At 43.7% G+C, this 22,484-nt stretch carries 29 protein-coding genes; 28 read left to right on the forward strand and 1 reads right to left on the reverse strand.

What is annotated here, in order from left to right; all coding sequences use genetic code 11:
* Positions 1–237 precede the first annotated feature (237 nt).
* The 28 genes from spoIIIAA (at position 238) to VN447_RS19240 (ending at position 22,309) form a co-directional block, all read left to right on the forward strand.
* The gene (gene spoIIIAA, locus VN447_RS19105; RefSeq protein ID WP_325527275.1) at positions 238–1,242 is read left to right on the forward strand and encodes a stage III sporulation protein AA; all 1,005 of its coding nucleotides are present in this window, start codon (positions 238–240) and stop codon (positions 1,240–1,242) included.
* Positions 1,233–1,748 (forward strand): stage III sporulation protein SpoIIIAB, encoded by a 516-nt coding sequence (spoIIIAB, locus tag VN447_RS19110; protein ID WP_325527277.1) that lies wholly within the window; start codon positions 1,233–1,235, stop codon positions 1,746–1,748. The genes spoIIIAA and spoIIIAB overlap by 10 nt, the downstream gene beginning before the upstream one ends.
* A gap of 40 nt (positions 1,749–1,788) precedes the next feature.
* Positions 1,789–1,986, forward strand: a complete 198-nt coding sequence (spoIIIAC, locus tag VN447_RS19115; protein ID WP_325527279.1) for a stage III sporulation protein AC — start codon at positions 1,789–1,791, stop codon at positions 1,984–1,986.
* Between the two features lie 14 nt (positions 1,987–2,000).
* Complete coding sequence (gene spoIIIAD, locus VN447_RS19120; RefSeq protein ID WP_325527281.1) at positions 2,001–2,387, forward strand: stage III sporulation protein AD; 387 nt, start codon at positions 2,001–2,003, stop codon at positions 2,385–2,387.
* Between the two features lie 12 nt (positions 2,388–2,399).
* Positions 2,400–3,560, forward strand: a complete 1,161-nt coding sequence (gene spoIIIAE / locus VN447_RS19125; RefSeq protein WP_325527283.1) for a stage III sporulation protein AE — start codon at positions 2,400–2,402, stop codon at positions 3,558–3,560.
* Between the two features lie 26 nt (positions 3,561–3,586).
* Entirely contained in the window at positions 3,587–4,204 is a 618-nt protein-coding gene (gene spoIIIAF, locus VN447_RS19130) for a stage III sporulation protein AF (RefSeq protein ID WP_325527285.1), read from the forward strand.
* A 14-nt stretch (positions 4,205–4,218) separates the two neighbouring features.
* On the forward strand, positions 4,219–4,836 hold the full coding sequence (locus tag VN447_RS19135) for a hypothetical protein (RefSeq protein WP_325527287.1): 618 nt from the start codon (positions 4,219–4,221) through the stop codon (positions 4,834–4,836).
* An 11-nt stretch (positions 4,837–4,847) separates the two neighbouring features.
* Complete coding sequence (locus VN447_RS19140; protein ID WP_325527289.1) at positions 4,848–5,390, forward strand: SpoIIIAH-like family protein; 543 nt, start codon at positions 4,848–4,850, stop codon at positions 5,388–5,390.
* A gap of 133 nt (positions 5,391–5,523) precedes the next feature.
* Positions 5,524–5,925, forward strand: coding sequence for an Asp23/Gls24 family envelope stress response protein (locus tag VN447_RS19145; protein ID WP_325527291.1), 402 nt, complete (start codon positions 5,524–5,526; stop codon positions 5,923–5,925).
* A gap of 29 nt (positions 5,926–5,954) precedes the next feature.
* Positions 5,955–6,494 carry an alkaline shock response membrane anchor protein AmaP gene (amaP, locus tag VN447_RS19150; protein WP_325527293.1) on the forward strand — a complete coding sequence of 180 codons (540 nt, stop codon included), beginning with the start codon at positions 5,955–5,957 and terminating at the stop codon, positions 6,492–6,494.
* Positions 6,495–6,496: 2 nt separating this feature from the next.
* Positions 6,497–6,733, forward strand: a complete 237-nt coding sequence (locus VN447_RS19155) for a DUF2273 domain-containing protein (RefSeq protein WP_325527295.1) — start codon at positions 6,497–6,499, stop codon at positions 6,731–6,733.
* Between the two features lie 22 nt (positions 6,734–6,755).
* The gene (gene nusB / locus VN447_RS19160; protein WP_325527297.1) at positions 6,756–7,172 is read left to right on the forward strand and encodes a transcription antitermination factor NusB; all 417 of its coding nucleotides are present in this window, start codon (positions 6,756–6,758) and stop codon (positions 7,170–7,172) included.
* A complete protein-coding gene (locus VN447_RS19165; RefSeq protein WP_325527299.1) occupies positions 7,169–8,131 on the forward strand; it encodes an O-sialoglycoprotein endopeptidase in 963 nt (320 codons plus the stop codon). Before nusB ends, VN447_RS19165 begins: the two co-directional genes overlap by 4 nt.
* Before the next feature lie 72 nt (positions 8,132–8,203).
* Complete coding sequence (locus VN447_RS19170; RefSeq protein WP_325527301.1) at positions 8,204–8,341, forward strand: hypothetical protein; 138 nt, start codon at positions 8,204–8,206, stop codon at positions 8,339–8,341.
* A 279-nt stretch (positions 8,342–8,620) separates the two neighbouring features.
* Positions 8,621–9,832: an exodeoxyribonuclease VII large subunit gene (xseA, locus tag VN447_RS19175; RefSeq protein ID WP_325527303.1), complete on the forward strand. Its 1,212-nt coding sequence runs from the start codon at positions 8,621–8,623 to the stop codon at positions 9,830–9,832.
* Positions 9,825–10,082 (forward strand): exodeoxyribonuclease VII small subunit, encoded by a 258-nt coding sequence (gene xseB / locus VN447_RS19180; protein ID WP_325527305.1) that lies wholly within the window; start codon positions 9,825–9,827, stop codon positions 10,080–10,082. Before xseA ends, xseB begins: the two co-directional genes overlap by 8 nt.
* A gap of 5 nt (positions 10,083–10,087) precedes the next feature.
* Complete coding sequence (locus VN447_RS19185; protein ID WP_325527307.1) at positions 10,088–10,978, forward strand: farnesyl diphosphate synthase; 891 nt, start codon at positions 10,088–10,090, stop codon at positions 10,976–10,978.
* A gap of 10 nt (positions 10,979–10,988) precedes the next feature.
* Positions 10,989–11,447 (forward strand): divergent PAP2 family protein, encoded by a 459-nt coding sequence (locus VN447_RS19190; RefSeq protein WP_325527309.1) that lies wholly within the window; start codon positions 10,989–10,991, stop codon positions 11,445–11,447.
* A 64-nt stretch (positions 11,448–11,511) separates the two neighbouring features.
* Positions 11,512–13,434: a 1-deoxy-D-xylulose-5-phosphate synthase gene (gene dxs / locus VN447_RS19195; RefSeq protein ID WP_414714929.1), complete on the forward strand. Its 1,923-nt coding sequence runs from the start codon at positions 11,512–11,514 to the stop codon at positions 13,432–13,434.
* Complete coding sequence (locus VN447_RS19200) at positions 13,431–14,249, forward strand: TlyA family RNA methyltransferase (protein WP_325527313.1); 819 nt, start codon at positions 13,431–13,433, stop codon at positions 14,247–14,249. The genes dxs and VN447_RS19200 overlap by 4 nt, the downstream gene beginning before the upstream one ends.
* 14 nt (positions 14,250–14,263) lie before the next feature.
* Positions 14,264–15,133 carry an NAD(+)/NADH kinase gene (locus VN447_RS19205; RefSeq protein ID WP_325527315.1) on the forward strand — a complete coding sequence of 290 codons (870 nt, stop codon included), beginning with the start codon at positions 14,264–14,266 and terminating at the stop codon, positions 15,131–15,133.
* Positions 15,120–15,719, forward strand: coding sequence for a class I SAM-dependent methyltransferase (locus tag VN447_RS19210; RefSeq protein WP_325527317.1), 600 nt, complete (start codon positions 15,120–15,122; stop codon positions 15,717–15,719). The genes VN447_RS19205 and VN447_RS19210 overlap by 14 nt, the downstream gene beginning before the upstream one ends.
* Entirely contained in the window at positions 15,691–16,161 is a 471-nt protein-coding gene (argR, locus tag VN447_RS19215; protein ID WP_325527319.1) for an arginine repressor, read from the forward strand. The genes VN447_RS19210 and argR overlap by 29 nt, the downstream gene beginning before the upstream one ends.
* A gap of 12 nt (positions 16,162–16,173) precedes the next feature.
* On the forward strand, positions 16,174–17,889 hold the full coding sequence (gene recN, locus VN447_RS19220; RefSeq protein ID WP_325527321.1) for a DNA repair protein RecN: 1,716 nt from the start codon (positions 16,174–16,176) through the stop codon (positions 17,887–17,889).
* A 193-nt stretch (positions 17,890–18,082) separates the two neighbouring features.
* Positions 18,083–19,495, forward strand: coding sequence for a SpoIVB peptidase (spoIVB, locus tag VN447_RS19225; RefSeq protein WP_325527323.1), 1,413 nt, complete (start codon positions 18,083–18,085; stop codon positions 19,493–19,495).
* Positions 19,496–19,633: 138 nt separating this feature from the next.
* On the forward strand, positions 19,634–20,416 hold the full coding sequence (gene spo0A, locus VN447_RS19230) for a sporulation transcription factor Spo0A (RefSeq protein ID WP_349255170.1): 783 nt from the start codon (positions 19,634–19,636) through the stop codon (positions 20,414–20,416).
* A 143-nt stretch (positions 20,417–20,559) separates the two neighbouring features.
* Positions 20,560–21,630 (forward strand): butyrate kinase, encoded by a 1,071-nt coding sequence (buk, locus tag VN447_RS19235; RefSeq protein ID WP_325527327.1) that lies wholly within the window; start codon positions 20,560–20,562, stop codon positions 21,628–21,630.
* Between the two features lie 16 nt (positions 21,631–21,646).
* Positions 21,647–22,309 carry a hypothetical protein gene (locus VN447_RS19240; protein WP_325527329.1) on the forward strand — a complete coding sequence of 221 codons (663 nt, stop codon included), beginning with the start codon at positions 21,647–21,649 and terminating at the stop codon, positions 22,307–22,309.
* 46 nt (positions 22,310–22,355) lie between these two features.
* On the opposite strand, the gene VN447_RS19245 is transcribed toward VN447_RS19240, so the two are convergent.
* Positions 22,356–22,481 (reverse strand): hypothetical protein, encoded by a 126-nt coding sequence (locus VN447_RS19245; RefSeq protein WP_325527331.1) that lies wholly within the window; start codon positions 22,479–22,481, stop codon positions 22,356–22,358.
* Between the last annotated feature and the right edge of the window lie 3 nt (positions 22,482–22,484).

Consider the following 22,484-nt stretch of genomic DNA (forward strand, 5'->3'; position numbering starts at 1 on the left):
TCGATAGTTAATCTTCCGTTCGGGAATTATTCGATTCTTCGGTAGTGGCATGCAAAAACCCCCATCAAATCAGATAATATCTAATTCGACAGGGGAGTCATTTACTCCTGTTAGTTAATTGGTCTGCCGTAGTTTTTTTTGTCATAAATTAATTTCGCAACACATATCTATGTAAAGAAAGGGAAGCGTTGAGACTTGAGACAAGTCGCCCCACAAATAAATAAGGATGAAAGACGCATGAAAAATATTCAAACTACCTTAAACCAACATATTTACCCTGTTTTACCCCTGCACATTGCAAGGTTAATCATGTCATTGCCTGGTAGCCAGCTGCATAAGGTCACTGAGATTCGTATCAGAGTTAACCAGCCGCTGCAATTGGTGTTGGGCAATCATGACATAACGGTGGCAGAGCCCAGTCAAGCAGAGGGGGGAACGCAGCCCTATCGCTGCAGTGGTGAAGATCTTAACAGAACCTTTCAGCTAATATGCAAAAACTCGGTCTATGCTTTTGAAGAGGAATTACGGCAGGGGTATTTGACCATCAATGGTGGGCACCGGGTTGGTTTAGCTGGACAGGCAACAACTTTTGACGGAACAGTCAAGACGCTCAAAAATATAAGTTCATTGAATATTCGCTTGGCAAGAGAAATACCAGGCTGTGCTGACCGTATTCTTCCGTTTGTAAAATCAAAAGAGCAAAACGAGGTGTTCAGTACCTTAATTATTTCCCCGCCACGTTGTGGTAAAACAACAATTTTGCGGGATTTAATCCGGCAACTGAGTACAGGTAACCCTATATTGGGTATTGCTGGCGTACAAATCGGATTGGTTGATGAGCGTTCAGAGATCGCGGCCTGTCAAAATGGTATCCCCAGTGTAGACTTAGGGCCGCGTGTCGATGTACTTGACGCTTGTCCTAAGGCTAATGGACTATTAATGCTCATTAGATCTATGGCTCCGCAAGTAGTTGCCACTGATGAGTTAGGACGCGCAGAAGACGCCGCCGCTGTACGTGAAGCCGTTTGTGCTGGAGTAAGCGTTATTGCGACTGCCCATAGCCGGACAATTGATGAATTGCATAGCCGACCTTACGTTGGCGAGTTAGTAAAAGAAAATTTTTTTGAGCGGTATGTTATATTAAGCAATCGGTCAGGACCAGGCACTGTTGAGGAAATTTTCGATTCCCGGCAAGGAAAAGTGATATATACCTGCTTGAATGAGGTGAAGGTATGTGGTTAAAGATTCTCGGAAGTTTAATGGTTGTTACTGCAGGGGCTTGCATCGGATTTAGTTTAGCGGCGCGTTATGTGGAACGTCCGAGGCAAATCAGGCAGCTTATCAGTTGTTTGTCTGCCCTTAAATCTCACATTAATTACGTGGCAGTGCCGCTGCCTGAAGCTTTGTCCCAGTGTACCGGCGGCATTAACGGGCCGGTAGCCAATTTGTTTCATACTATGTCAGAATTATTGGCAAATGGCTGGCTTACTCCGCAGGCTGCCATGAGCCAGGCTATGAAAGAAACAGATCGGCTTGTTTTAAGCAAGCCAGAACAGGAAGTTTTGGCTGTATTTAGTGCAAATTTAGGCGGTATGAACCGGGAAGAACAACACAAATCTTTAGATTTAGTGCATGAGCAGTTGTCCAGAATTCAATATGAAGCTGAAAAGCTTTGTGATCAAAACGTTAAAATGTATCGCTATTTAGGCGTTTGTGGGGGTTTGGCAGTAGTCATAGTTTTAGTATAAGGACGGTTATCTGCTTATATAAGAGAGGAGAGAGTGAGGAATGGGAATAGATGTGTTGTTTAAAATTGCCGGAGTGGGTATTTTAATTTCAGTTTTTCATACAGCATTAAAACAGGCCGGTAAAGAAGACATGGCTCATTTATGTACCCTTGCCGGTTTTGCCATGGTGTTGTTATGGGTAGTGCAACTATTGGGCCGACTGTTTAACACCGTTCAGGATGTATTTAAGCTGTTCTAAGGGGTGTAAACGCCATGGAAATCATACAAATTATTGGGCTAGGGTTTGTCGTTACTCTTTTAATTTTAATTATTAAGCAACAGCGGCCCGAACTTGCCGTACAGCTTGGCCTAACACTGTCGACTATTATCTTTTTAATGGTGCTCGGTAAGCTTAATGTTGTGCTGGACTTATTTCGCGATTTATCGGAAAAGGCCAACATTAGCCAAATGTATTTAAATACTATCCTCAAAATTATTGGGATTGCATATGTTACAGAATTTGGTGCCCAGGTGTGCCGGGATGCCGGCGAAGGCGCAGTGGCCGGCAAAATTGAATTTGCCGGCAAAATCTTAATCATGGTTATGGCTGTACCAATAATTGCCTTGGTACTGGAAACCATCGTGAGACTCATTCCTTAAGGTGGAGTGCACGTGAAAAAATTAATCATTACAGCGATTATCTGTATTTTTTGGAGTAATATCGCTTGGGCGGCGACTGATACAAGTCCGGAATTACCAATCGATTTGCTTGAGAACACATCAGTTAATCATGTCAATCACTTTATTCAGGTTATTAATAAAGAACTAAACGAAGAAATACCTTTATTGACTCCTGAAACAATCAAAGACATAGCGACTAAAGGCCTGGCGTTTAACTGGCAGACCATTTCGAATAAGTTTATTTCCTATCTGTTTAAAGAAATAGCCACAAATATTCACCTTCTGGGCAAACTTCTATTCTTAGCGGTGTTATGCGCTCTGCTGCAAAATCTGCAAAACTCATTTGAGCAGTCAGCTATTTCATTATTGGCGTATAGTGTATGCTTTATCTTTTTATCTGTGATCGCGTTGAGTGCCTTTTATCAAGGCCTGATACTAGCTAGAGAGACTGTAAGTAATATGGTCGGCTTTATGGAGGCGCTGCTGCCATTATTACTATCACTCCTAGCCGGAGTAGGTGCACTAACATCAGCGGCGCTGCTTACTCCACTTATGCTGCTGGTTGTAAGCGTAACAAGTGTTGTTGTCAAAGACATAATTCTACCGCTACTGTTCTTAACAGCCGTCTTAGAATGTGTCAACTATCTTTCCGGCAGCTATAAGCTTAGCAATTTGACCGGAGTACTTAAGCAGGCCGGAATGATGACACTGGGATTAGTACTGGTAGTTTTTATTGGTATCGTTAGTATCCAGGGGGTAGCTGGCAGTGTTGCCGATGGCTTGACGTTGAGAACCGCAAAATATGCAACTGCAACTTTTATACCTGTAGTGGGTAAAATGTTTGCTGACACTGTTGAACTAGTTATGGGTGCATCGCTGCTGTTAAAAAACGCGGTGGGCATTTTCGGAGTACTAGCAATTACACTGATCTGTGCACTGCCGCTGGTTAAACTAATTTCGCTGGTCATAGTAATAAAGATTGCCGGGGCGCTGATTCAACCTATGGGTGACGAAAAAATGGCCAAGTGTCTTGATGCTATGGGGAATAACCTGCTCTTAGTGTTTGGCGCATTATTGACAGTTGCCTTGATGTTCTTTTTGGTAGTTACTATGATTATCGGTGCCGGCAGTGTTGCCATGATGCTGCGTTAGAGAAGCCTTTTGCGGTAGGTGATGATATGATAGCTTCTATTACTATCTGGGTTAAAAGTATTATATATGTGGTATTATTTGCCTCATTTCTAGAGCTTCTGCTGCCCAATAACAGTATGCAGCGCTTTATAAGGGTGATTATGGGTTTGTTTGTCATGCTGGCCATTTTAAATCCTGTTATCAGCGTTATAGAAAACAGGCTGTCAGCAGACCAACTTCCGGCATTAGCCCGGACTGGCAGTAGTTTATCTGATGCTGAGATTTTGAGCACAGCCACTCATGTCGCTGGTAAACGCGATCAACTAGCCCGTGAGTTGTATGCCAGAGATTTATCCAAGCAAATTAGGGCAACAGTACTGGCCATCGACGGCGTGGCTGATGCTAAAGTAACAGTAGTTATTGCCGATGATACTCAGTCAGGCAATAAGACTGTGGGAAAGATTAACGGTGTAGTAGTGTATATTGAACCGGGATTTACTGCTGATGAACGAAAAATTGCTAAGATTGCTATTGGCTCAAATGCAGCCGAAGCGGCTAAAGAGTCAGGCAAGCTATCGCCAGCAGTAACTGACAAGGTGAAAAGGGTGGTGACTGAGTTATATCAGCTTAAGTCTGGCCAAGTTGAGGTTAAACAGATAAAATAGGAGGTTAAGCGTGTATGGGTGCGTTAGGAACTTCGCTGAAGGGATGGCTGTCTGGAGCGAAAAAGGTTGTGCCTGGTCAACTCTTAAAAGATGGTGTGATAAACGCTAGGCTGATATGGCTTGGATTACTTGGAATTATGCTGCTGGTAGTTGGGGGTGTATATGAACCGTTTTCAGCAAAACCTCAACAATATATTCCTACTGAAACTGCCAAAGTAGCACCGGCTGTCAGCCGCAGCTACGAAGAAGCGCTGGAAAGCAAATTATCTAATTTATTGGCTCAGATTAAGGGAGCCGGTGCTGTATCGGTGAGTGTAATATTAGAAACTGGCGGTATGCAGGAGCATGCCAAAAATATTACCAAAGAGACAAAAACAGTGCAGGAAAAGGATAATGCGGGCGGCATTCGTACAACAACTGAGACTAAAGAGTCTGAACAAGTATTATTAAGCAAGGAAAACGGCGCTGATCGGCCAGTGATGGTACGAGAATACAAGCCAGTGATTAAAGGCGTACTGATAGTAGCAGAAGGAGCCTATGATTCAACAGTTAAGGCCAATCTTACCAGAGCAGTGGAATCTGGATTAGGGATTCCTTCGTATAAAATTACAGTATTGCCGCAGAGAAAGTGAGGTAGAGAGGCATGAGAATATTCTCGGTTTTTTCTTTAAATAAAGTAGGTAAATTTGCTGCATTTATAGTGGCAGCAGGCATACTTTCACTACTTATCAGCGGCACTTGGAACTATGCTCAGGATATGCGACAGACAAGAGCAGACAGATCAAATGCTATGCAGGTGACAAAACCGGTCATTACCGATCAGGTTGTGCCAGTAATGGCTCCCGATTTTTTTACTGAATATCGGCTTGAAAGAGATAAGATCAGAAGTGAGCGATCAGATCTCTTACGAGAAATTATAAAAAATGCTAAAACCGACGATACTAAACACCAGGCTCAGGAAACCATTCTAAAAATGACCTTGGAAAAGCAGCGAGAAGCAGAAATGGAAAACCTAATCAAAGCTAAGGGGTTTGGGGATGCCTTGGTATTTGTCCGGGATAACTCAGTAAGCGCAGTCGTTAAGACGACAGCCCTTACGCGGGAAGAAGTTGTCCAAGTGGCTGAAGTGATTTGCCGCATTGCAGGGGTTAAGCCTGAAGATGTTACTGTTAGCGCTAAACCATAAGTGGAGCTCAAAGGCTCCTCTTATTTTTTCACCCAAATTGTAAAATTGGAAAAAGCTTGGTATAATAATAAAGTTATAAGATATCTGTCTATGTAATAGATTGTAGTAGCTAAGTAATTTTGGGGGGGTTGGAATGGAAAAGAGAGAGCGTATGGAAAAGACTGAGCATAATGATGTTGGCTCTATTCGGATCGCTGATGAAGTTGTTGGTATAATTGCCGGGCTTGCGGCCACCGAGGTTACCGGAGTTGCCGGGATGAGTGCTGGTTTGGTCGGTGGCATTGCGGAGATGCTGGGCAAAAAAAATCTTTCCAAAGGGGTTAAGGTTGAGGTCGGCGAACGCGAGGCGGCAGTAGATCTATATATCATTGTTGAATATGGCGTACGCATCCCCGATGTTGCGCTAAGAGTCCAGGAAAACGTTAAGCGGGGGATTGAATCCATGACAGGCCTTGATGTTGTCGAAGTTAACATTCACGTTCAAGGCGTAGGATTTTCTCCAGAAGGTAAAGAAGAAGACATTAGGGTAAGATAATTGGGAGAGGCCAAAGAAAGGAGAGCACTATGGGGATCATTGACCGCATTATCCTGTCTATTTACACATTTTTATTGACTGTTTTATCATTTGCTGTTATTCTCCTGTCTTTACGCCTTATTCCTTTGGAATTGGCGTGGACAAGCATTGCATACGTGTATGGTCAATGGGAAGCTTCGCTGGTTGGAGCGGTATTTTTTCTAGTGAGCATCAGACTGCTTTTGGCCGGCCTTCGCTCCCGTAAAGCCAAAGATACCATTGTTCATCATAATGATATAGGAGATGTGCATATTTCCCTGGATGCGGTGGAAAATTTGGTGGAGAAGGTGGTACGGCACATACGCGGTGTACGCGGAATTAAGGTAAATGTGGCGCTGTCCGCTCAGGGGATTACAGTTCGAATCAAAGCGGTAGTTAGCCCGGAAAGTCATGTACCGACTGTGGCTGGCGAAATTCAGAAACGTGTCCATGAGTATATAAAAAACACCGTGGGGGTAGAACTGGCTGACGTCCAGGTTACCGTAGAGAACATCAGTAATGATTTCAAAGCTAAACAGCGTGTCGAATAGAGGTGACAGTATTGAATTCCAAACTACTGGAGGAAATCTGGCAGCACCATAGCGGTAAACTTCTTGGGATGCTATTTGGCTTTGGGTTTGGCATCCTTGTCATAACTTTTGGTTTTTTTCGTACACTATTTGTAGTTTTATGTGTTGTTGCCGGTTATATAGTCGGTAAACGCATTGACCAAAAAGAAGATATTATGGAAATATTGGATAAGCTGCTGCCTCCTGGATATAATCGGTAGGAGCTTTAGAAAGAGGGAAATTATGAGCCGTAGAAAGGCCCGTGAAATGGCTGTTCAAGCATTATTTCAATTAGATTTTAACGCAGGCGTTACCAATGATGAAGCGCTTAATTCTGTATTTTGTGAGCGAGAAGATATTAATGAGAATACCAAGCTCTACGCCAAGTCATTGGTAGAAGGCACATACAACAATTTAGCTGCAATTGATGAATACATATCAGAGTTGTCACGGGAATGGAAGATTGAACGCATGGCGGGTGTTGACCGTAATATAGCCCGGATGGCTATTTATGAAATGAAATATAGTAACGAACGACTGCAGCCAGGCGTCGCCATTAATGAAGCTGTTGAATTGGCCAAAACTTTTGGTACTGAGGACTCAAGCCGGTTTATTAACGGAATTTTGGGGTCAATCGTAAAAAACAAAGGGCTGTCATGAACTATTCGTTAGGAATAGATACTAGTTGTTATACTACTTCAGTAGCTATATTGAATGAGCTGGGACAACTAGTAGCTGATTGCCGGAGAATTTTAAAGGTCAAAGCTGGTAGCCGGGGGCTTCAGCAATCGGAAATGGTGTTTCAACATACACGCAACATGCCGGAATTGTTTGCTGAGGCCTGCTGTAATATTCCTCGGCCAGTATCTTTTAAATCCATTGGTGTGTCCGCTTTTCCCCGGCCGTTGCCTGACTCCTATATGCCGGCATTTCTCGTCGGAGAAGGCTATGCTAAGGCACTGGCATTCAGTCATAATGTACCGCTTTATCGCATTAGTCATCAGGAAAACCACGTTTTTGCCGGCATATGGTCGGCAGGCGGTCCTAAGTCAGCGAATTTTCTCGCTGTCCATTTATCTGGCGGTACAACTGAAATTGTGCGAGTGTCATCTGATGGAAGCTTAACGAATTCAAGAAGATTGTCACTGGAAATAATTGGCTGCAGCCAAGATATTCATGCCGGACAACTAGTCGATCGTGTTGGGGTTCTTCTGGGGTTACCCTTTCCTGCCGGGCCTCAACTGGAAGCTCTTGCTGCGTCACATCATGACCAAGCTGTAAGCATACCAGTATGCGTCCGGGAAGCCGCTGTTAGTTTTACTGGCCCTGAGACCCATGTTCGCAAGCTTGTTGCGCAGGGTACTGACGCTGGGGCAATTGCTGCCGGAGTGGAACTTTCTATTGCCAAAGCGGTGATGGCTATGGTTAAATATGCGGTTAAAAGTACTGGGCTCACTGAGGTATTACTGGTGGGCGGGGTAATGGCAAACAGATTTATCAGGCACTATCTTCTAGAGCACCTGGAACGTCCCGGTGTGGCCAGGCTGTACTTTCCTGACAATATTTATAGCCCTGATAATGCAACCGGCGCTGCTTATTTTGCGCAAAACTCTCGATAAATTCTCTTATAATTCACCATCGCTGCCTCCTTTGCATATGATACATAAACTCATATGCCGGGAGGTGACACCATGGTACCCTATATTTTAGCAGGTGCAGTCATTGGCTCAATTGTTGGGCATCTTATTCCGCCCGGATATTTTTTTTGGTTTGTGGTGGGAAGTGTAAGCGGGTATCTGACGCAACGCTATTTTGGCTCCAGGTTTTAATGCCATAAAATTCTTTACCCAGACTTATGTCTGGTTTTTTTTGCATTTATAGGTTATTATTATAAAGTGAGACTTAGCTTCAGGTGGGGTTTTTACCCCACCTGAAGTTTAGTCAGCCTTATATAGGGATTTAGCCGCTCTTAACTCCCCGCTTATACCCTGGCAGGGCACAGGTAGAAGATGGGAGTCTTAGGGCGGCTTAGTCATCGGATTAACGCGTTTAAGGTTCGACTGGTGTCGAATCAGAAATATGATGTGAATAAATCAGGTGGAATAAATATGAGCAGCATATATACCGTTAGCGACCTAACTAAATATATTAAAGGGCTGTTTGACAGAGACACTAAACTAGTTTCAGTTTCTATTAGGGGTGAGTTATCTAATTTTAAATGTCATTATTCAGGTCATTGCTATTTTACGCTTAAAGATGCCGGTTCTCAAATAAAAGGGGTTATGTTCAAAAGTCGGGCACAATTTTTGAAGTTTGAACCACGTGATGGGCTCAAAGTAATCGCGTTTGGTCAGGTGACAGTGTTTGAAAGGGATGGACAATACCAGCTTTATGCCGACCAGTTAATACCTGATGGCTTAGGAGAGCTGAGTATTGCTTTTAACCAGCTTAAAGAAAAGCTGGCAACAGAAGGTTTATTTGATGAAAGCCGTAAACGGCCGCTCAAGCTTTTGCCAAGAGCAATCGGTATAGTGACGTCACCGACTGGGGCAGCGCTGAGAGATATTATTACAGTTGCCAAACGACGCCACCCGGGTATGCCGCTTATTCTGTATCCGGTTCAAGTTCAGGGACTGGAAGCTCCTGGCCAGATCGTACAGGCTATCCGTGCATTTAACACCCTTGATAATGTAGATGTGATTATCGCAGGCCGGGGTGGTGGTTCAATAGAAGAATTGTGGGCCTTTAATGATGAAAACGTAGTGCGCGCCATTGCTGAATCCAGCATTCCAATTGTCTCGGCGGTAGGGCATCAGACAGATTATACATTAGCAGATTTTGCAGCTGACCGGCGGGCGGCAACGCCTTCACAGGCTGCCGAACTTGTTGTACCGGATGTTTATGAACTGAAGCGGTACATAAAATCACTGCAAACTATGCTGGAAAACAATATTCGGGCTTTCATTAAAGAGCAGCGGCAAGTGATTCGACAGCTCAGAGATAACAAAGTATTTGTTCAGCCGGAAAAACTTTTTGTCGACAAAAAGCAACTTACAGACCTGTATGTCGAGCGATTGGGACAAGCAATGCAAAAAATAATTTTATCCAAACAGCATGCTTTAAAAATACATACTGAAAAACTCTCAGTGCTTAATCCACTTGATGTGCTGGCCAGAGGCTATTGCCTCGCACGTACACCTGAGGGGCAAGTTGTAACCAAGGCCAGTCAGGTAACGCCAGGGCAGCAGTTGGAGATTATCTTAAGGCAAGGCAGATTGGACATTGAGGTTGTTAGGGTAAGGGAGGACAAAAATGGCTAGTAAAGCAAGTAATAAGCAAAATAATGTATGTTTTGAAGACGCTCTTGGCAAATTAGAAGTAATTGTAAAACAACTGGAAACAGGAGAATTACCGCTGGAAGAAGCCTTAGATAGATTTGGCCAAGGCATCTCCTATGCTAAACTATGTTTTGAACGCCTCAACGCGGCAGAAGCCCAAGTGGATAAAATTTTGCAGCAGGAACAGGGCCGTTTGGTTGAGAAACCGCTTAATCTGGTGGAGGCTGATTGATTGCTATGACAGAACGATATTCACTAAGTCAATACTGCCAGAATAAAATCATTTTGATTGACGATGCTCTTTCACAATATACGCCAGTCGATGCTTATCCGCCTGAAATCTATGATGCTATGCGTTATAGCCTGTTTGCGGGCGGTAAACGATTGAGGCCGATTATGCTTATGGCCGCGGCGGATGCCGTAGGCGGCTGTGGTTCTAATTATTTGCCTGTTGCCTGTGGCTTAGAGATGATCCATACATATTCACTTATCCATGACGATTTGCCGGCCATGGATAATGACGATTACCGACGCGGTAAACTTACCAATCATAAAATATATGGTGACGGCATGGCTATCCTGGCAGGTGACGGGTTATTAACGGCCGCTTTTAGCACGATGCTGTCGCAGCCTAATGTTGATTCTGCAATATTAGTCAATGTAGTCAGGGAAATAGCTGCTGCTGCTGGTGCTTCCGGTATGGTTGGCGGTCAGGCGGTTGACCTTGCCTCTGAAGGACAAACTATTGATGCAAAAACCCTGGAGTTTATGCATCAGGCAAAAACCGGAGCATTATTTAAAGCGGCGCTGCGGGCAGGGGCCCTGCTGGCTAATGCCAGTAAGCATGAAATCGAAGCACTAACCAATTATGCCAATCAGTTTGGTCTGGCTTTTCAGATTACTGATGATATTCTTGATGTGGTTGGCACTCAGGACAAGATCGGCAAGCCTGTTGGCAGTGATATGAGGAATCAGAAAGTAACTTACGTAACACTTTACTCACTGGACGGTGCTAAACAACTGGCACAAAAGGCAGTAGATAATGCCCTGGCTAGCTTAATAGGATTCGGATCCGAAGCAGAAATATTGCGTGACTTAGTAGAGTATTTAATCACTCGTGAAGCCTGAGGTGTAGACTATGGCCGAATTTATGGCGGGAATTGGAAAAAATATTATATTGATGACAGCCATTACCGCTTGGTTTACGGCACAAGTTTTAAAAACAATGACATCTTACTGGCGGCATGGATCGTTTAATGCAGAACGGCTTGTTGGTGCTGGTGGTATGCCGAGTTCACATACTGCATTAGTGGTAAGTCTGGCTGTTGGTATAGCACTTAGGCAAGGGCTTGATTCCGATTTGTTTGCCCTAGCCGTCGTATTGGCCGGAATCGTTATGTACGATGCTGCCGGGGTACGTCGCGCGGCAGGAAAGCAGGCCAAAGTAATTAATAAATTAGTACGTGAGATGCGGGTGGAACACAAAGTCCGGGATACTAGACTTAAAGAGCTGTTAGGGCATACGCCGCTTGAAGTGTTGGGCGGTGCCGTTCACGGCACCCTCATTGCTTACGCGTTTTATGTATTTTGTAGATGAATGTTAGTATTTAAATATGCTATAATATGTTTGAAAAATAGAAATTATCATTATAGCAACCTACATGACTTCTGTCAGGGAAAGCGGGGAACTTAGTTTGGGGAAACTGCTTGATGGCATTAACGGGCCACAGGACCTTAAAAGCCTCTCCTTAGGCCAATTAGAAAAGCTCGCCGGGGAAATCCGCGAGCTTCTTATACATACGGTGTCCACTAACGGCGGGCACCTAGCACCTAATTTAGGTGTTGTTGAATTAACACTGGCTCTCCACAGAGCATTCGACAGTCCTAAAGATAAGTTTATTTGGGATGTAGGACATCAGGCGTACGTACATAAGATTTTAACCGGACGGCACAAACAGTTTTCCACACTTAGGAAAACTGGCGGCATTAGCGGTTTTCCTAAAAGATGTGAAAGCCAGCACGATGTCTTTGGAGCCGGGCATTCAAGTACCTCAATATCCTCAGCCTTGGGGGTAGCACTGGCTCGTGATATGTCAGGCGATAATTATAATGTTGTCGGCGTGATTGGAGATGGTTCGCTTACCGGCGGACAAGCGTATGAAGCACTTAACCATGCCGGGCATCTCGGTATAAATCTTACAGTTATCTTAAATGACAACGAGATGTCTATCGCTAAAAATGTGGGCGCGATGTCAGAATATCTAGCAAAAATGCGTACCGCACCAACTTATTCGAAAGTAAAACATGATATAGAGTATTTACTGCGCCGTATTCCCGCGATAGGTGATAGTGTTGCCAAAACGGCAGAACGGGTAAAAGACAGCTTAAAATATTTTTTGGTGCCTGGAATGCTGTTTGAGGAATTAGGTTTTACCTATTTTGGTCCAATTGATGGCCACAATATTCCCTCGATTTTAGATGTGCTTGACAAAACGAAAAGCGTTAAGGGTCCAGTACTTATTCATTTACTTACGCAAAAAGGGAAAGGTTATGCGCCGGCAGAATGCAATGCTGATAAATTTCATGGTGTTGGGCCATTCTGCATTGAAACAGGGGAAGTAATAAAAACAGAGGGCGCCCCCTCCTATACCCAAGTGTTTGGGGATACATTAGTCAAACTTGCTGAACAAAATCCCGATATTGTTGCGATAACGGCAGCCATGCCTGAGGGAACAGGGCTGAAAAAGTTCTCAGCCAAATACCCTAAGCGTTTTTTTGATGTGGGCATTGCCGAGCAACATGCAGTTACCTTGGCTGCGGGTATGGCTACACAGGGAAAGCGGCCGGTAGTTGCCATATATTCTACTTTCATGCAACGTGGCTATGACCAGATACTACATGATGTGTGCCTGCAAAACCTTCCGGTTATATTTATGTTAGACCGGGCTGGTGTTGTTGGCGAAGATGGGGCAACTCATCACGGCGTATTTGATTACTCTTTTTTGCGGCATATCCCCAATATGGTAATCATGGCACCCAAAGATGAAGACGAGCTCCGGCATATGCTCTATACCGCCACCGAACTTAACGCCCCTGTCGCTATTCGCTACCCTAGGGGCAATGGTCTTGGCGTAGAGTTAAAACCAAAGTTTACTAAACTTGAATCAGGAAAGGCAGAGGAGCTTTTACAAGGGAAAGACGTGGTGTTCCTTGCAGTTGGCACTATGGTTGAAGCATGTCGTAGCGCAGCTGGCCTTTTAGAGGAAAAGGGCATTGCTGCCGGTGTAGTAAACGCACGATTTGTCAAACCCCTGGACGAGCAGGTTATCCGTCAACTGGCAAGAGACATAGGTATTATTATTACAGTCGAGGATAATGTGTTAGCTGGAGGGTTTGGTTCGGCAGTGCTTGAATATGTTAATTCACAGCACCTTAACTGGGTAAAGGTGTTACGGCTTGGATTGCCTGACAAGTACATTGAGCATGGGCCACGCGGCTATTTGATGACTCAGTATGGCTTAGATCACCAGGGAATTGCTGCCAGTGTCGAAGCGTTTATCCGGCAGTTTGGAGCGCGGAAATGACAGGAGAACGTACAAAAGAGCGTCTTGATGTTCTATTAGTCGAAAAAGGATTGGCTGCCAGCCGCGAACGGGCCAAAGCTTATATCATGGCTGGACTGGTAACTGTTGATGGCCAAAAGTCAGATAAAGCCGGCACTGTTATCGCTACCACCGCTAAAATAGCTGTTCATGGGGACAGTATTGGCTATGTTAGCAGGGGCGGACTTAAACTTGCTAAAGCACTTGATCAGTTTAGTCTTGACTTGCACGGCAAGGTAATGGCTGACGTTGGCGCATCAACTGGCGGATTTACCGATTGCGCCCTGAAAAATGGTGTTGCTAAAGTATATGCCATTGATGTTGGTTACGGACAGTTAGCGTGGTCTCTTAGAACAGACACGCGAGTAATAAACATGGAACGCACTAATATTCGGAATGTAAAACCAGAGGATTTGGGCGAATTATTAGATTTCGTATCAATTGATGTAGCGTTTATCTCACTTGATAAAGTAATGCCGGTAATAAAGACATTGCTTGCCCCGCAGGGGGAAGTGGTAGCGCTTATCAAACCGCAGTTTGAGGCAGGACGGGAAAAAGTCGGTAAAAAGGGTGTAGTCCGGGATCCTGCCGTTCATCGTGAAGTTATTAACAATGTCGTAAATATGGCTGGCTCGCTTTCACTGGTGCCTTTAGGACTTACATTTTCGCCGGTCAAAGGACCAGAAGGCAATATTGAATATCTTTTGTATCTAGCAAATTATCCGACCAATGCTGCAGTAGACGAGGCAAGTATTGCTGCCGTAGTCGCTGATGCCCATGCCAATTTAACGGGATGACGGAGGAATACGGCGTGTTGACTGTAGGGCTGTTTCCCAACACAAAAAAACAAAGCATTAGTACAGTGTTGGGGTGGATTGTGCAGTATTTTAAGGAACGTAATGTAAGAGTGGTTTTGCCGGAAGATGCTGCTTTGGAACTTAAATGTACTAATTTGGCTGGAAAACTGGAATGCGTAAAAAATGATATTACATTTGGCATTACCTTAGGCGGTGACGGAACACTCTTAAATACCGCTCGGGAGATTGCGCCGTTCGGTATCCCCGTGTGTGGCGTAAACATGGGGAATCTGGGTTTTTTGACTGAGATTGAGGTGCCTGATCTAAGTACCGCATTAGACAGGCTGGTTCGCGGTGATTATTACATAGAAGAACGACTCATGCTAGATGCTGTTGTTATCCGCAACGGAAGCCCTATTTACATTTCGCCAGCGCTTAATGACATTGTTGTTGCCAAAGGCGGTTTTTCACGCATGATAAAATTAAAATTGTTTATTGATGAAGAGCTGACTGCCGACTATCCTGCCGATGGACTCATTATTGCTACTTCAACTGGTTCAACAGGCTATTCTTTATCCTCAGGTGGACCTATTATCAATCCTAAGCTGAAAGTTATTGTTATTACACCTATTTGTCCACATACGCTGCATTCTCGTGCATTGGTCATTTCTGAGCGGGAAGAGATAAAAGTACGGATGCAGGCGACTCATGATGATATCGTTCTTACGGTCGATGGCCAAGCAGTATATAATCTTTTGCCGGATGATACTGTAGTTGTCCGGCGCTCGCCTTTTCGTGCACGCTTTATCCGGTTTACTGGCAAGAGCTATTACGAAACATTGAGAACTAAACTAAGACGAGGCGATCGAGATGGAAGTTGCTAATGCAGTAGTTATGGCGCAGCGCCTTTTAAGGCCCAAGCTGGTTACTGCTATCCTTGTTGTTGACGCTACCGCCGGTAATGGCAACGATACTTTATTCTTAGCAGACAATACACCAAATACGACTGTTGTGTGGGCTTTTGATATTCAAACACAAGCTCTTACTAAAACACAGGAGCTGCTTACTAACCATGAGCTTGATTATAAGGTGCACCTTGTTTTAGATAGTCACGCCCATATACCAAAGTATATTAACCAGCCTGTGGACGCTGCAATGTTTAATCTGGGATATCTGCCCGGAGGAGACCACGCAATAAGTACTTCGTCAGATACTACCATACAGGCGATAGCGCAAACGCTGCAACTGCTCGCTGCCGATGGGCTGGTTACTATTGCCGCCTATCCCGGTTATGAGCATGGCAGACTGGAACTCCAGGCCGTGCATGAGTATTTAACTAGTTTGAGTCAAAAAATGTTTACTGTTGCCTGTTGGTCAATGGTAAATCAGAAAAATTCCCCGCCGGTTCTATATGTAATTGAAAAGATAAGGAGTGAACAGCTTGAAGGCTCTACGTCACTCAAAGACTAAAGAAATCATTGATCGATATATAATCGAAACTCAGGAAGATTTGGCAGATGCGTTGAGTAAACATGGTATTGATGTTACCCAGGCTACAGTTTCACGTGACATTAAAGAACTTATGCTCATTAAGGTACCGACAGGCGACGGTCGGTACCGGTATGCTTTTCCACCTGAACAGAATATTATTATGTCGCAGGCCCGTCTGGAGCGTACTTTTCAGGATTCTATCGTAGCAATCGACTATAGCCAGAATATTGTCGTTCTCCGAACACTGCCAGGTACAGCCCAGGCCGTTGCATATACTATTGACTATGTAAAATGGCCTGAGATTATCGGCACAGTGGCCGGTGATGATACTATTTTTGTACTGGTAAAACCTATGGATGCTGTCCCGCAAGTTATTGCTAAATTCCGATCGCTCATGGGCAGTGGAACAGGCGTGGTTTGAGGAGAGGTAATAATGTTAAAGTCACTCACTGTCGTCAATTTTGCGCTTATTGATAGAGCGCATATTGAATTTGTACCTGGCCTCAATATCCTGACTGGAGAAACGGGGGCAGGCAAATCTATTTTAATAGATGCCCTATCAGCCATTATTGGTGGCAGAGCCTCTGGAGACTCTATCCGTTCAGGGGCTGATCATTTCCGCATAGAAGCAGTTTTTGACATAACAGGTGTTAGCTCTGTCCAAAATTTTTTGGATGAACAGGGAATTGCAGCTGAAGACGACGGCACCATAATTATTGCCAGACGATTGACCAAACATGGGAGAAATTCTATTCATATCAATGGGTGCCAGGTAACGCTGGCAATTTTGCGACAAATTTGTGAAAAACTTGTTGATATGCATGGTCAGCATGAAAACCAGGCGTTGTTAAAACCCGAAACACACCTGGCTCTCACGGATGCCTTTGCAGCCGACATTAAATCTAAACTTGGCCAATATCGCCAGATATTCAAAGCTTGGCAAGGAGTTAAAAACGAGCTAGTAGCGCTTACCCAAGATTCACGGGAGCGTGTGCAGCGCGAAGAGATGCTCACCTGGCAAACGCAGGAGATTGCTGCCGCAGTATTGGTTCCAGACGAAGAGGAAAAGTTGGAAAGCCAGGTTCGAGTCCTGGCTAACGCTGAAAAAATTGTTAATGCCGTATCCCGTTCGTACATGCTGTTAAGCCAGGGAAATAAAGGCTTTAATGGGATAATAGCTTGCCTTGCTGATATGAAACGTGATCTTGAATTAGCCGCCCGCTTTGACAAGACAATTAATCAGCAATTGGGGGTTGTAACTGAATCACTCTACCAATTGGAAGAAACCATGGGCGAGCTTAGGGATTACCGTGAAAACATAGATTTCAACCCCGCTAAATTGGCTAAGCTCGAAGACCGGCTGGATGTAATCCATAAACTGAAAAAAAAATATGGGGCAACAGTCGAAGAGATACTAGCGTATTGTGAGCGTGTTGCAGCGGAACTTGCAACAATTACTCATTATGATGAGAGTGTAAGCAAGCTTGAGCAACAGGAGCTTGAGCTTAAACTCCAACTGGAGCAACTAGCCGACGAACTTGATAAGCTAAGGCAGCTGGCAGGAAAGGAAATGGGTCAACAAATTTCAGCCCATTTGGCTGATTTGGGAATGTCCAAAGCGCAATTTATCGTAGATGTTAAACAAAATAATCATTATTCTGCAACTGGTGCCAATGATGTCGTTTTTCTATTTTCCGCAAATCCAGGCGAAGAACCCAGGTTATTACATAAAATTGCATCAGGTGGCGAGTTGTCGCGGATCGCTTTGGCGATAAAAACGGTATGCTCAGAACGTGACGAAACAGCGACAATGGTATTTGATGAGGTGGATGCCGGAATTGGCGGACAAACAGCTCAAAAGGTAGCCGAAAAAATTGCCAGAATTGCTTCGTTTGACAAACAGGTTTTGTGTATTACTCATCTCCCGCAAATTGCTTCTATGGCTGACTGCCATATTTATATCGAAAAAATTGTTGAAGACGAACGGACAATGACACAGGTAACCCGATTATCCCCTGATGCTCAGTTGCGGGAATTGGCTAGAATGGCATCTGGCGATATAACACAACTTTCCATTGATAATGCAGCGCAGATGCTAGAAATGTCTACGATAAAAAAAGCAAATTGGAAATATAAAGCGCAAGCGTGAGCTTGCGCTTTTTTTATTTAAAAAACGGTCAGAATTCAGCTTCCAAGGCAATAAATGCTAATATTCCCGGAATAATCCCTCTTAAATTCGGGAAACTCTAAGTTTGCAACCGGTTGAAAGCAAAAATTAAAAGTAAGTGAAAGGCGGAGTGGCAAATTTGGGAAGAATGTAATAGGGAGTGATGGAAGAAAACATGACAAGATTTAATCGGCTACTAAGCAGCAAGCTGATTTTGGCAATGTTTATTATCAGCGCAATCTTTGCATTTTGTCTTTCTCCCCAATTCCGAAGTATTTACGGTCTTCCCATGCATATCCGGATTATTGAAGGTGAGACGGCACTATTTGACGTAAATTTTCCGCTTACCGTTAATGTCAGGCATGACGATGACAGTATTCGCGTACAGACCTTTGAGTCATTGCCAATCATTGCGTTATCGCGGCCAGTGTCACTTGAACCTGTCAAGCTTGGACAATCAACTGTAGAATTTAAGTTGTTCGGAATTATACCATTCCGTACTGTCCAGGTAGATGTGCTGCCGCCTATTAAACTGATTCCAGGTGGTCATTCCATCGGTGTAGTGCTTAGATCACAAGGCGTTATTGTTGTCGGTAATTCGCCAGTACTCAATATGCAGGGACAGTATGTCACTCCTGCTAAAGATGCGGGAATATCCGTGGGGGATGTTATTATTAGTATTAATGGCATTCCTGTACAAAGCGATACGCAGGTAGCCGAAATTATCGATGAAAACGGCAAAAATAACCGCAACATTGATGTTTTACTCAAGCGTACTGACGGACAGCAGCATGTTAATGTATCGCCAACGCTATGTCATGATACCAAACGCTATCGAATTGGCCTATTTGTGCGCGATAGTGCAGCAGGAGTAGGGACGCTGTCTTTTTATGAACCAGAATCAAAAATATATGGAGCTCTCGGTCATATTATTACTGACAGTGACACTAATCAGCCCATAGATTGCGAACAAGGTAAGATTGTGCTTGCCACAGTATCGGGGATTCAACATGGCACAAGAGGCCATCCTGGTGAGAAAATCGGTGTATTTATTGAAGAAGATCAACTGTTAGGCCATATTAGCAAGAATACCCAGTTCGGAATTTATGGGGAACTGAGTTCTAAATTACCAAATGAGCGATATCCTCAGGCAATTCCAATCGCTTCCATGAGCCAAATTCAAGTGGGTCCTGCGGAAATGTTGACAGTAGTTAACGGCCAAGCAATTGAACAATTTACTATCGAAATCCAGAAAATTAATCTACAAGAAGCGCCTGAAAGTAAAGGATTAGTTATCAAAGTGACTGACCCAAAATTAATCGAAAAAACAGGTGGTATCGTGCAGGGAATGAGCGGCAGTCCTATTATTCAAAACGGTAAAATAGTTGGTGCCGTTACACATGTTTTTGTTCATGATCCAACAAGCGGTTATGGTTGCTTTGTTGATTGGATGTTAATGGAAAGCGGTATAATTCCAAAGAAAGAACGCCATTCTGCCAGAAAACTTTTTACGTTTTCTGGTAGTTTTTTTATATATGTTCAGCCTCAGGTTAAAATTACTTGTCATAATCTACGGCTGTATATATAATTAAGATAAGATTTTGGAATATTTACTAAAAATAAAATGGATTCTTTTTCCAAACTAGGAAGGAACTGGCGGGGATTTGTCGAATAGATTTATTAACATACATATATACGATTTAGCAGGGAGAGGATTCCAATGGTAATGGTAAAAGAAACAATTAAGGTAGCTATCGCTGACGACAACAAAGAGTTTTCGGAAATTTTGCAGGAATGTCTTAACCGAGAACCTGATATTGAGTTAGTTGGTGTCGCCTTTAACGGAGAGCAGATGTTATCTATTATTGAAGAGAAATCTCCGGATGTCATAGTTTTGGATATAATTATGCCGCATTTAGACGGGATTGGCGTGTTAGAGCGTATTAACACTTCACATAGTAAGCGCCCGAAAATTATTATGCTTACTGCGTTTGGTCAAGAAACCATAACCCAGAGGGTGGTAGAATTAGGCGCCGATTATTATGTCTTAAAACCGTTCAATATGGACGTACTTATCAATAGAATTAGACAGCTGGCTGGCACAATGATTACTGCACGTCCTGTTGCCGCTGCAACCGTCCAAGCAGTTAAGGCCCGACCTATGGATGTAGAAGTGACTAATATTATTAGAGAAATCGGCATTCCCGCCCACATCAAAGGTTACCAATACCTACGTGATGCAATTATGATGATAATCTCCGAAGTCGAATTATTAGGAGCTGTAACCAAAGTTCTCTATCCTATGATTGCTGAAAAATACTCTACTACCCCCAGCAGGGTAGAACGAGCTATCCGCCACGCCATTGAGGTTGCCTGGAACCGGGGAAATATCGAAATGATTAATAAACTGTTTGGCTATACTATTAAACTAGATAAAGGCAAACCTACTAATTCAGAATTTATGGCTATGATTGCTGACAAACTGCGCATGGAAATGCGGGCCAGTTAGTTAAAAGCCTTATTTAGCAAATATTTTTCAAACCTTGCTAGACAACCATGTCTGCAAGGTTTGTTTTTTTCGTTGCAGGATTTTTTCTCCTGGCAATGAATAAAATAACTATTGTCATTTAAAATTGGATATGGGGGCTAACTATGCAGCAGTATAAGATATTAGCAATTAATCCTGGTTCAACTTCGACTAAAATGGCTGTATATATGAATGAGCAAATAGAGTTCGAACAGGTTATACGTCATAGTACTGATGAGCTTAAGCCGTTTGTTAAAATTTATGACCAGTATGATTACCGGCGGCAACTAGTAGAAAAGGCGCTGGCAGCTCACGATATTAAAATCAGCGATTTGACAGCTGTAGTCGGACGTGGCGGCCCCTTAAAGCCCATGGATAGCGGTACTTACACTGTAAATGAAACTATGGCCGAAGACTTAAAAGTAGGTGTGCAAACCGAACATGCCTCTAATTTGGGTGGCCTATTGGCAAGAGGCATAGCCAGTCAAGCCGGAATTCCGGCGTTTATTGTCGACCCGGTGAGTGTAGATGAATTTGAACCATTAGCCAGAATTACCGGTTTGCCTGAAATGTCTCGCCGGAGTCTGTTTCACGCCCTTAATCTAAAAGCTGTGGCACATAGGGTTGCTAAGGATTTAGGAAAGGACTATAATTCACTTACTTTAGTTCTGGTTCACCTAGGTGGTGGCATTTCAGTCGGTGTACAAAGGGACGGACGCATGATTGATGTAACCAATCCTAATGATGCGGGCCCGTTTTCGCCTGAGCGCGCTGGAGGATTACCATCACACGAATTGGTTAAAATGTGTTTTTCCGGCAAATATACATTTGATGATATTAAAAAGAAATTAGTTGGTGAAGCCGGTCTGGTGGCTCATCTCGGCACTAACGACGGGCGCGAGATAGAAAACCGAATTGCCGGCGGCGACGCTAAAGCGACGCTTATTTATGAAGCCATGGCTTATCAGATAGCTAAGGAGATTGGCGCTATGGCTACTGTGGTACATGGCGATGTTGACGCAGTTGTACTAACCGGTGGATTGGCTCACTCAAAGCTGCTTACTAAGATGATTTGCGATCGTGTAAAATTTATTAGTCAGGTACTGATCTACCCTGGTGAAGATGAATTAGAAGCGTTGGTTGAAGGTACTCTGAGGATCCTGCGTGGAGAAGAGCAACCGAAAATATATGAGTAGAAGGTAATGAAATAGTATGGAAGATAACCGGATAACTATTTTCTTGGGTGAATTTGGCAGCGGAAAAACTGAACTTGCCGTCAATTATGCACTTAAATTAAAGCAGACCGGACAAGAAACAGCCATAGTCGACATTGATCTGATAAAGCCATATTTTCGCACTAGAGAAAACCGCGAACTGCTTGAAACAAACGGAGTCAAAGTCATTGCGCCCGATTCCCGTTTGTCTCATGCCGATTTGCCGATTTTGCCCCATAATCTAGTCGAGATTTTTTCACAGACCAATACCAGGGTAGTTATGGATGTTGGCGGCGGTGAATCGGCTATCGCATTAGGACAACTTAAACGATATTTTGATCAATCTAGCTATCAGGCTTTATTAGTTGTTAACACCAGGCGACCATTTACCAGCAGCGCTGAAGGCATTATCAACATACTACATCGAATCGAACAAGTTTCACGCCTCAAAATCAGCGGTTTGGTTAGCAATGCGAATCTTGGCCCTGAAACGACTTTAGAGCATATACATGAAGGCGTGGCTATTGTTGAGCAGGCAGCCAAGGCACTGGGCTTGCCAATTAAATGGGTAGTTGTGCCTGAATGGCTTGAACAAGTTGTTCAAATCAGCAGACCGTTATTTATTCTCAAACCTTACACGCATTATCCGTGGATGGACTAACCGGTAGAAAAAAAACCGTAGCCGCCCACGGTTTTTTCATCGAAACTCACTGTAAGGTTTTATTAACAATATCTTGCAAGGTGCTGTACTCTTTGCTCAAATTGCGCAATTCTTTCAGCAAATCTTTAATTTTACCACTAAAATAAAAGCCGTTTCTGGCAATCATTTTCATTGG

This window comes from Sporomusa sp. (assembly GCF_035561155.1).
In the GTDB taxonomy this organism is placed as follows: Bacteria; Bacillota; Negativicutes; order Sporomusales; family Sporomusaceae; genus Sporomusa.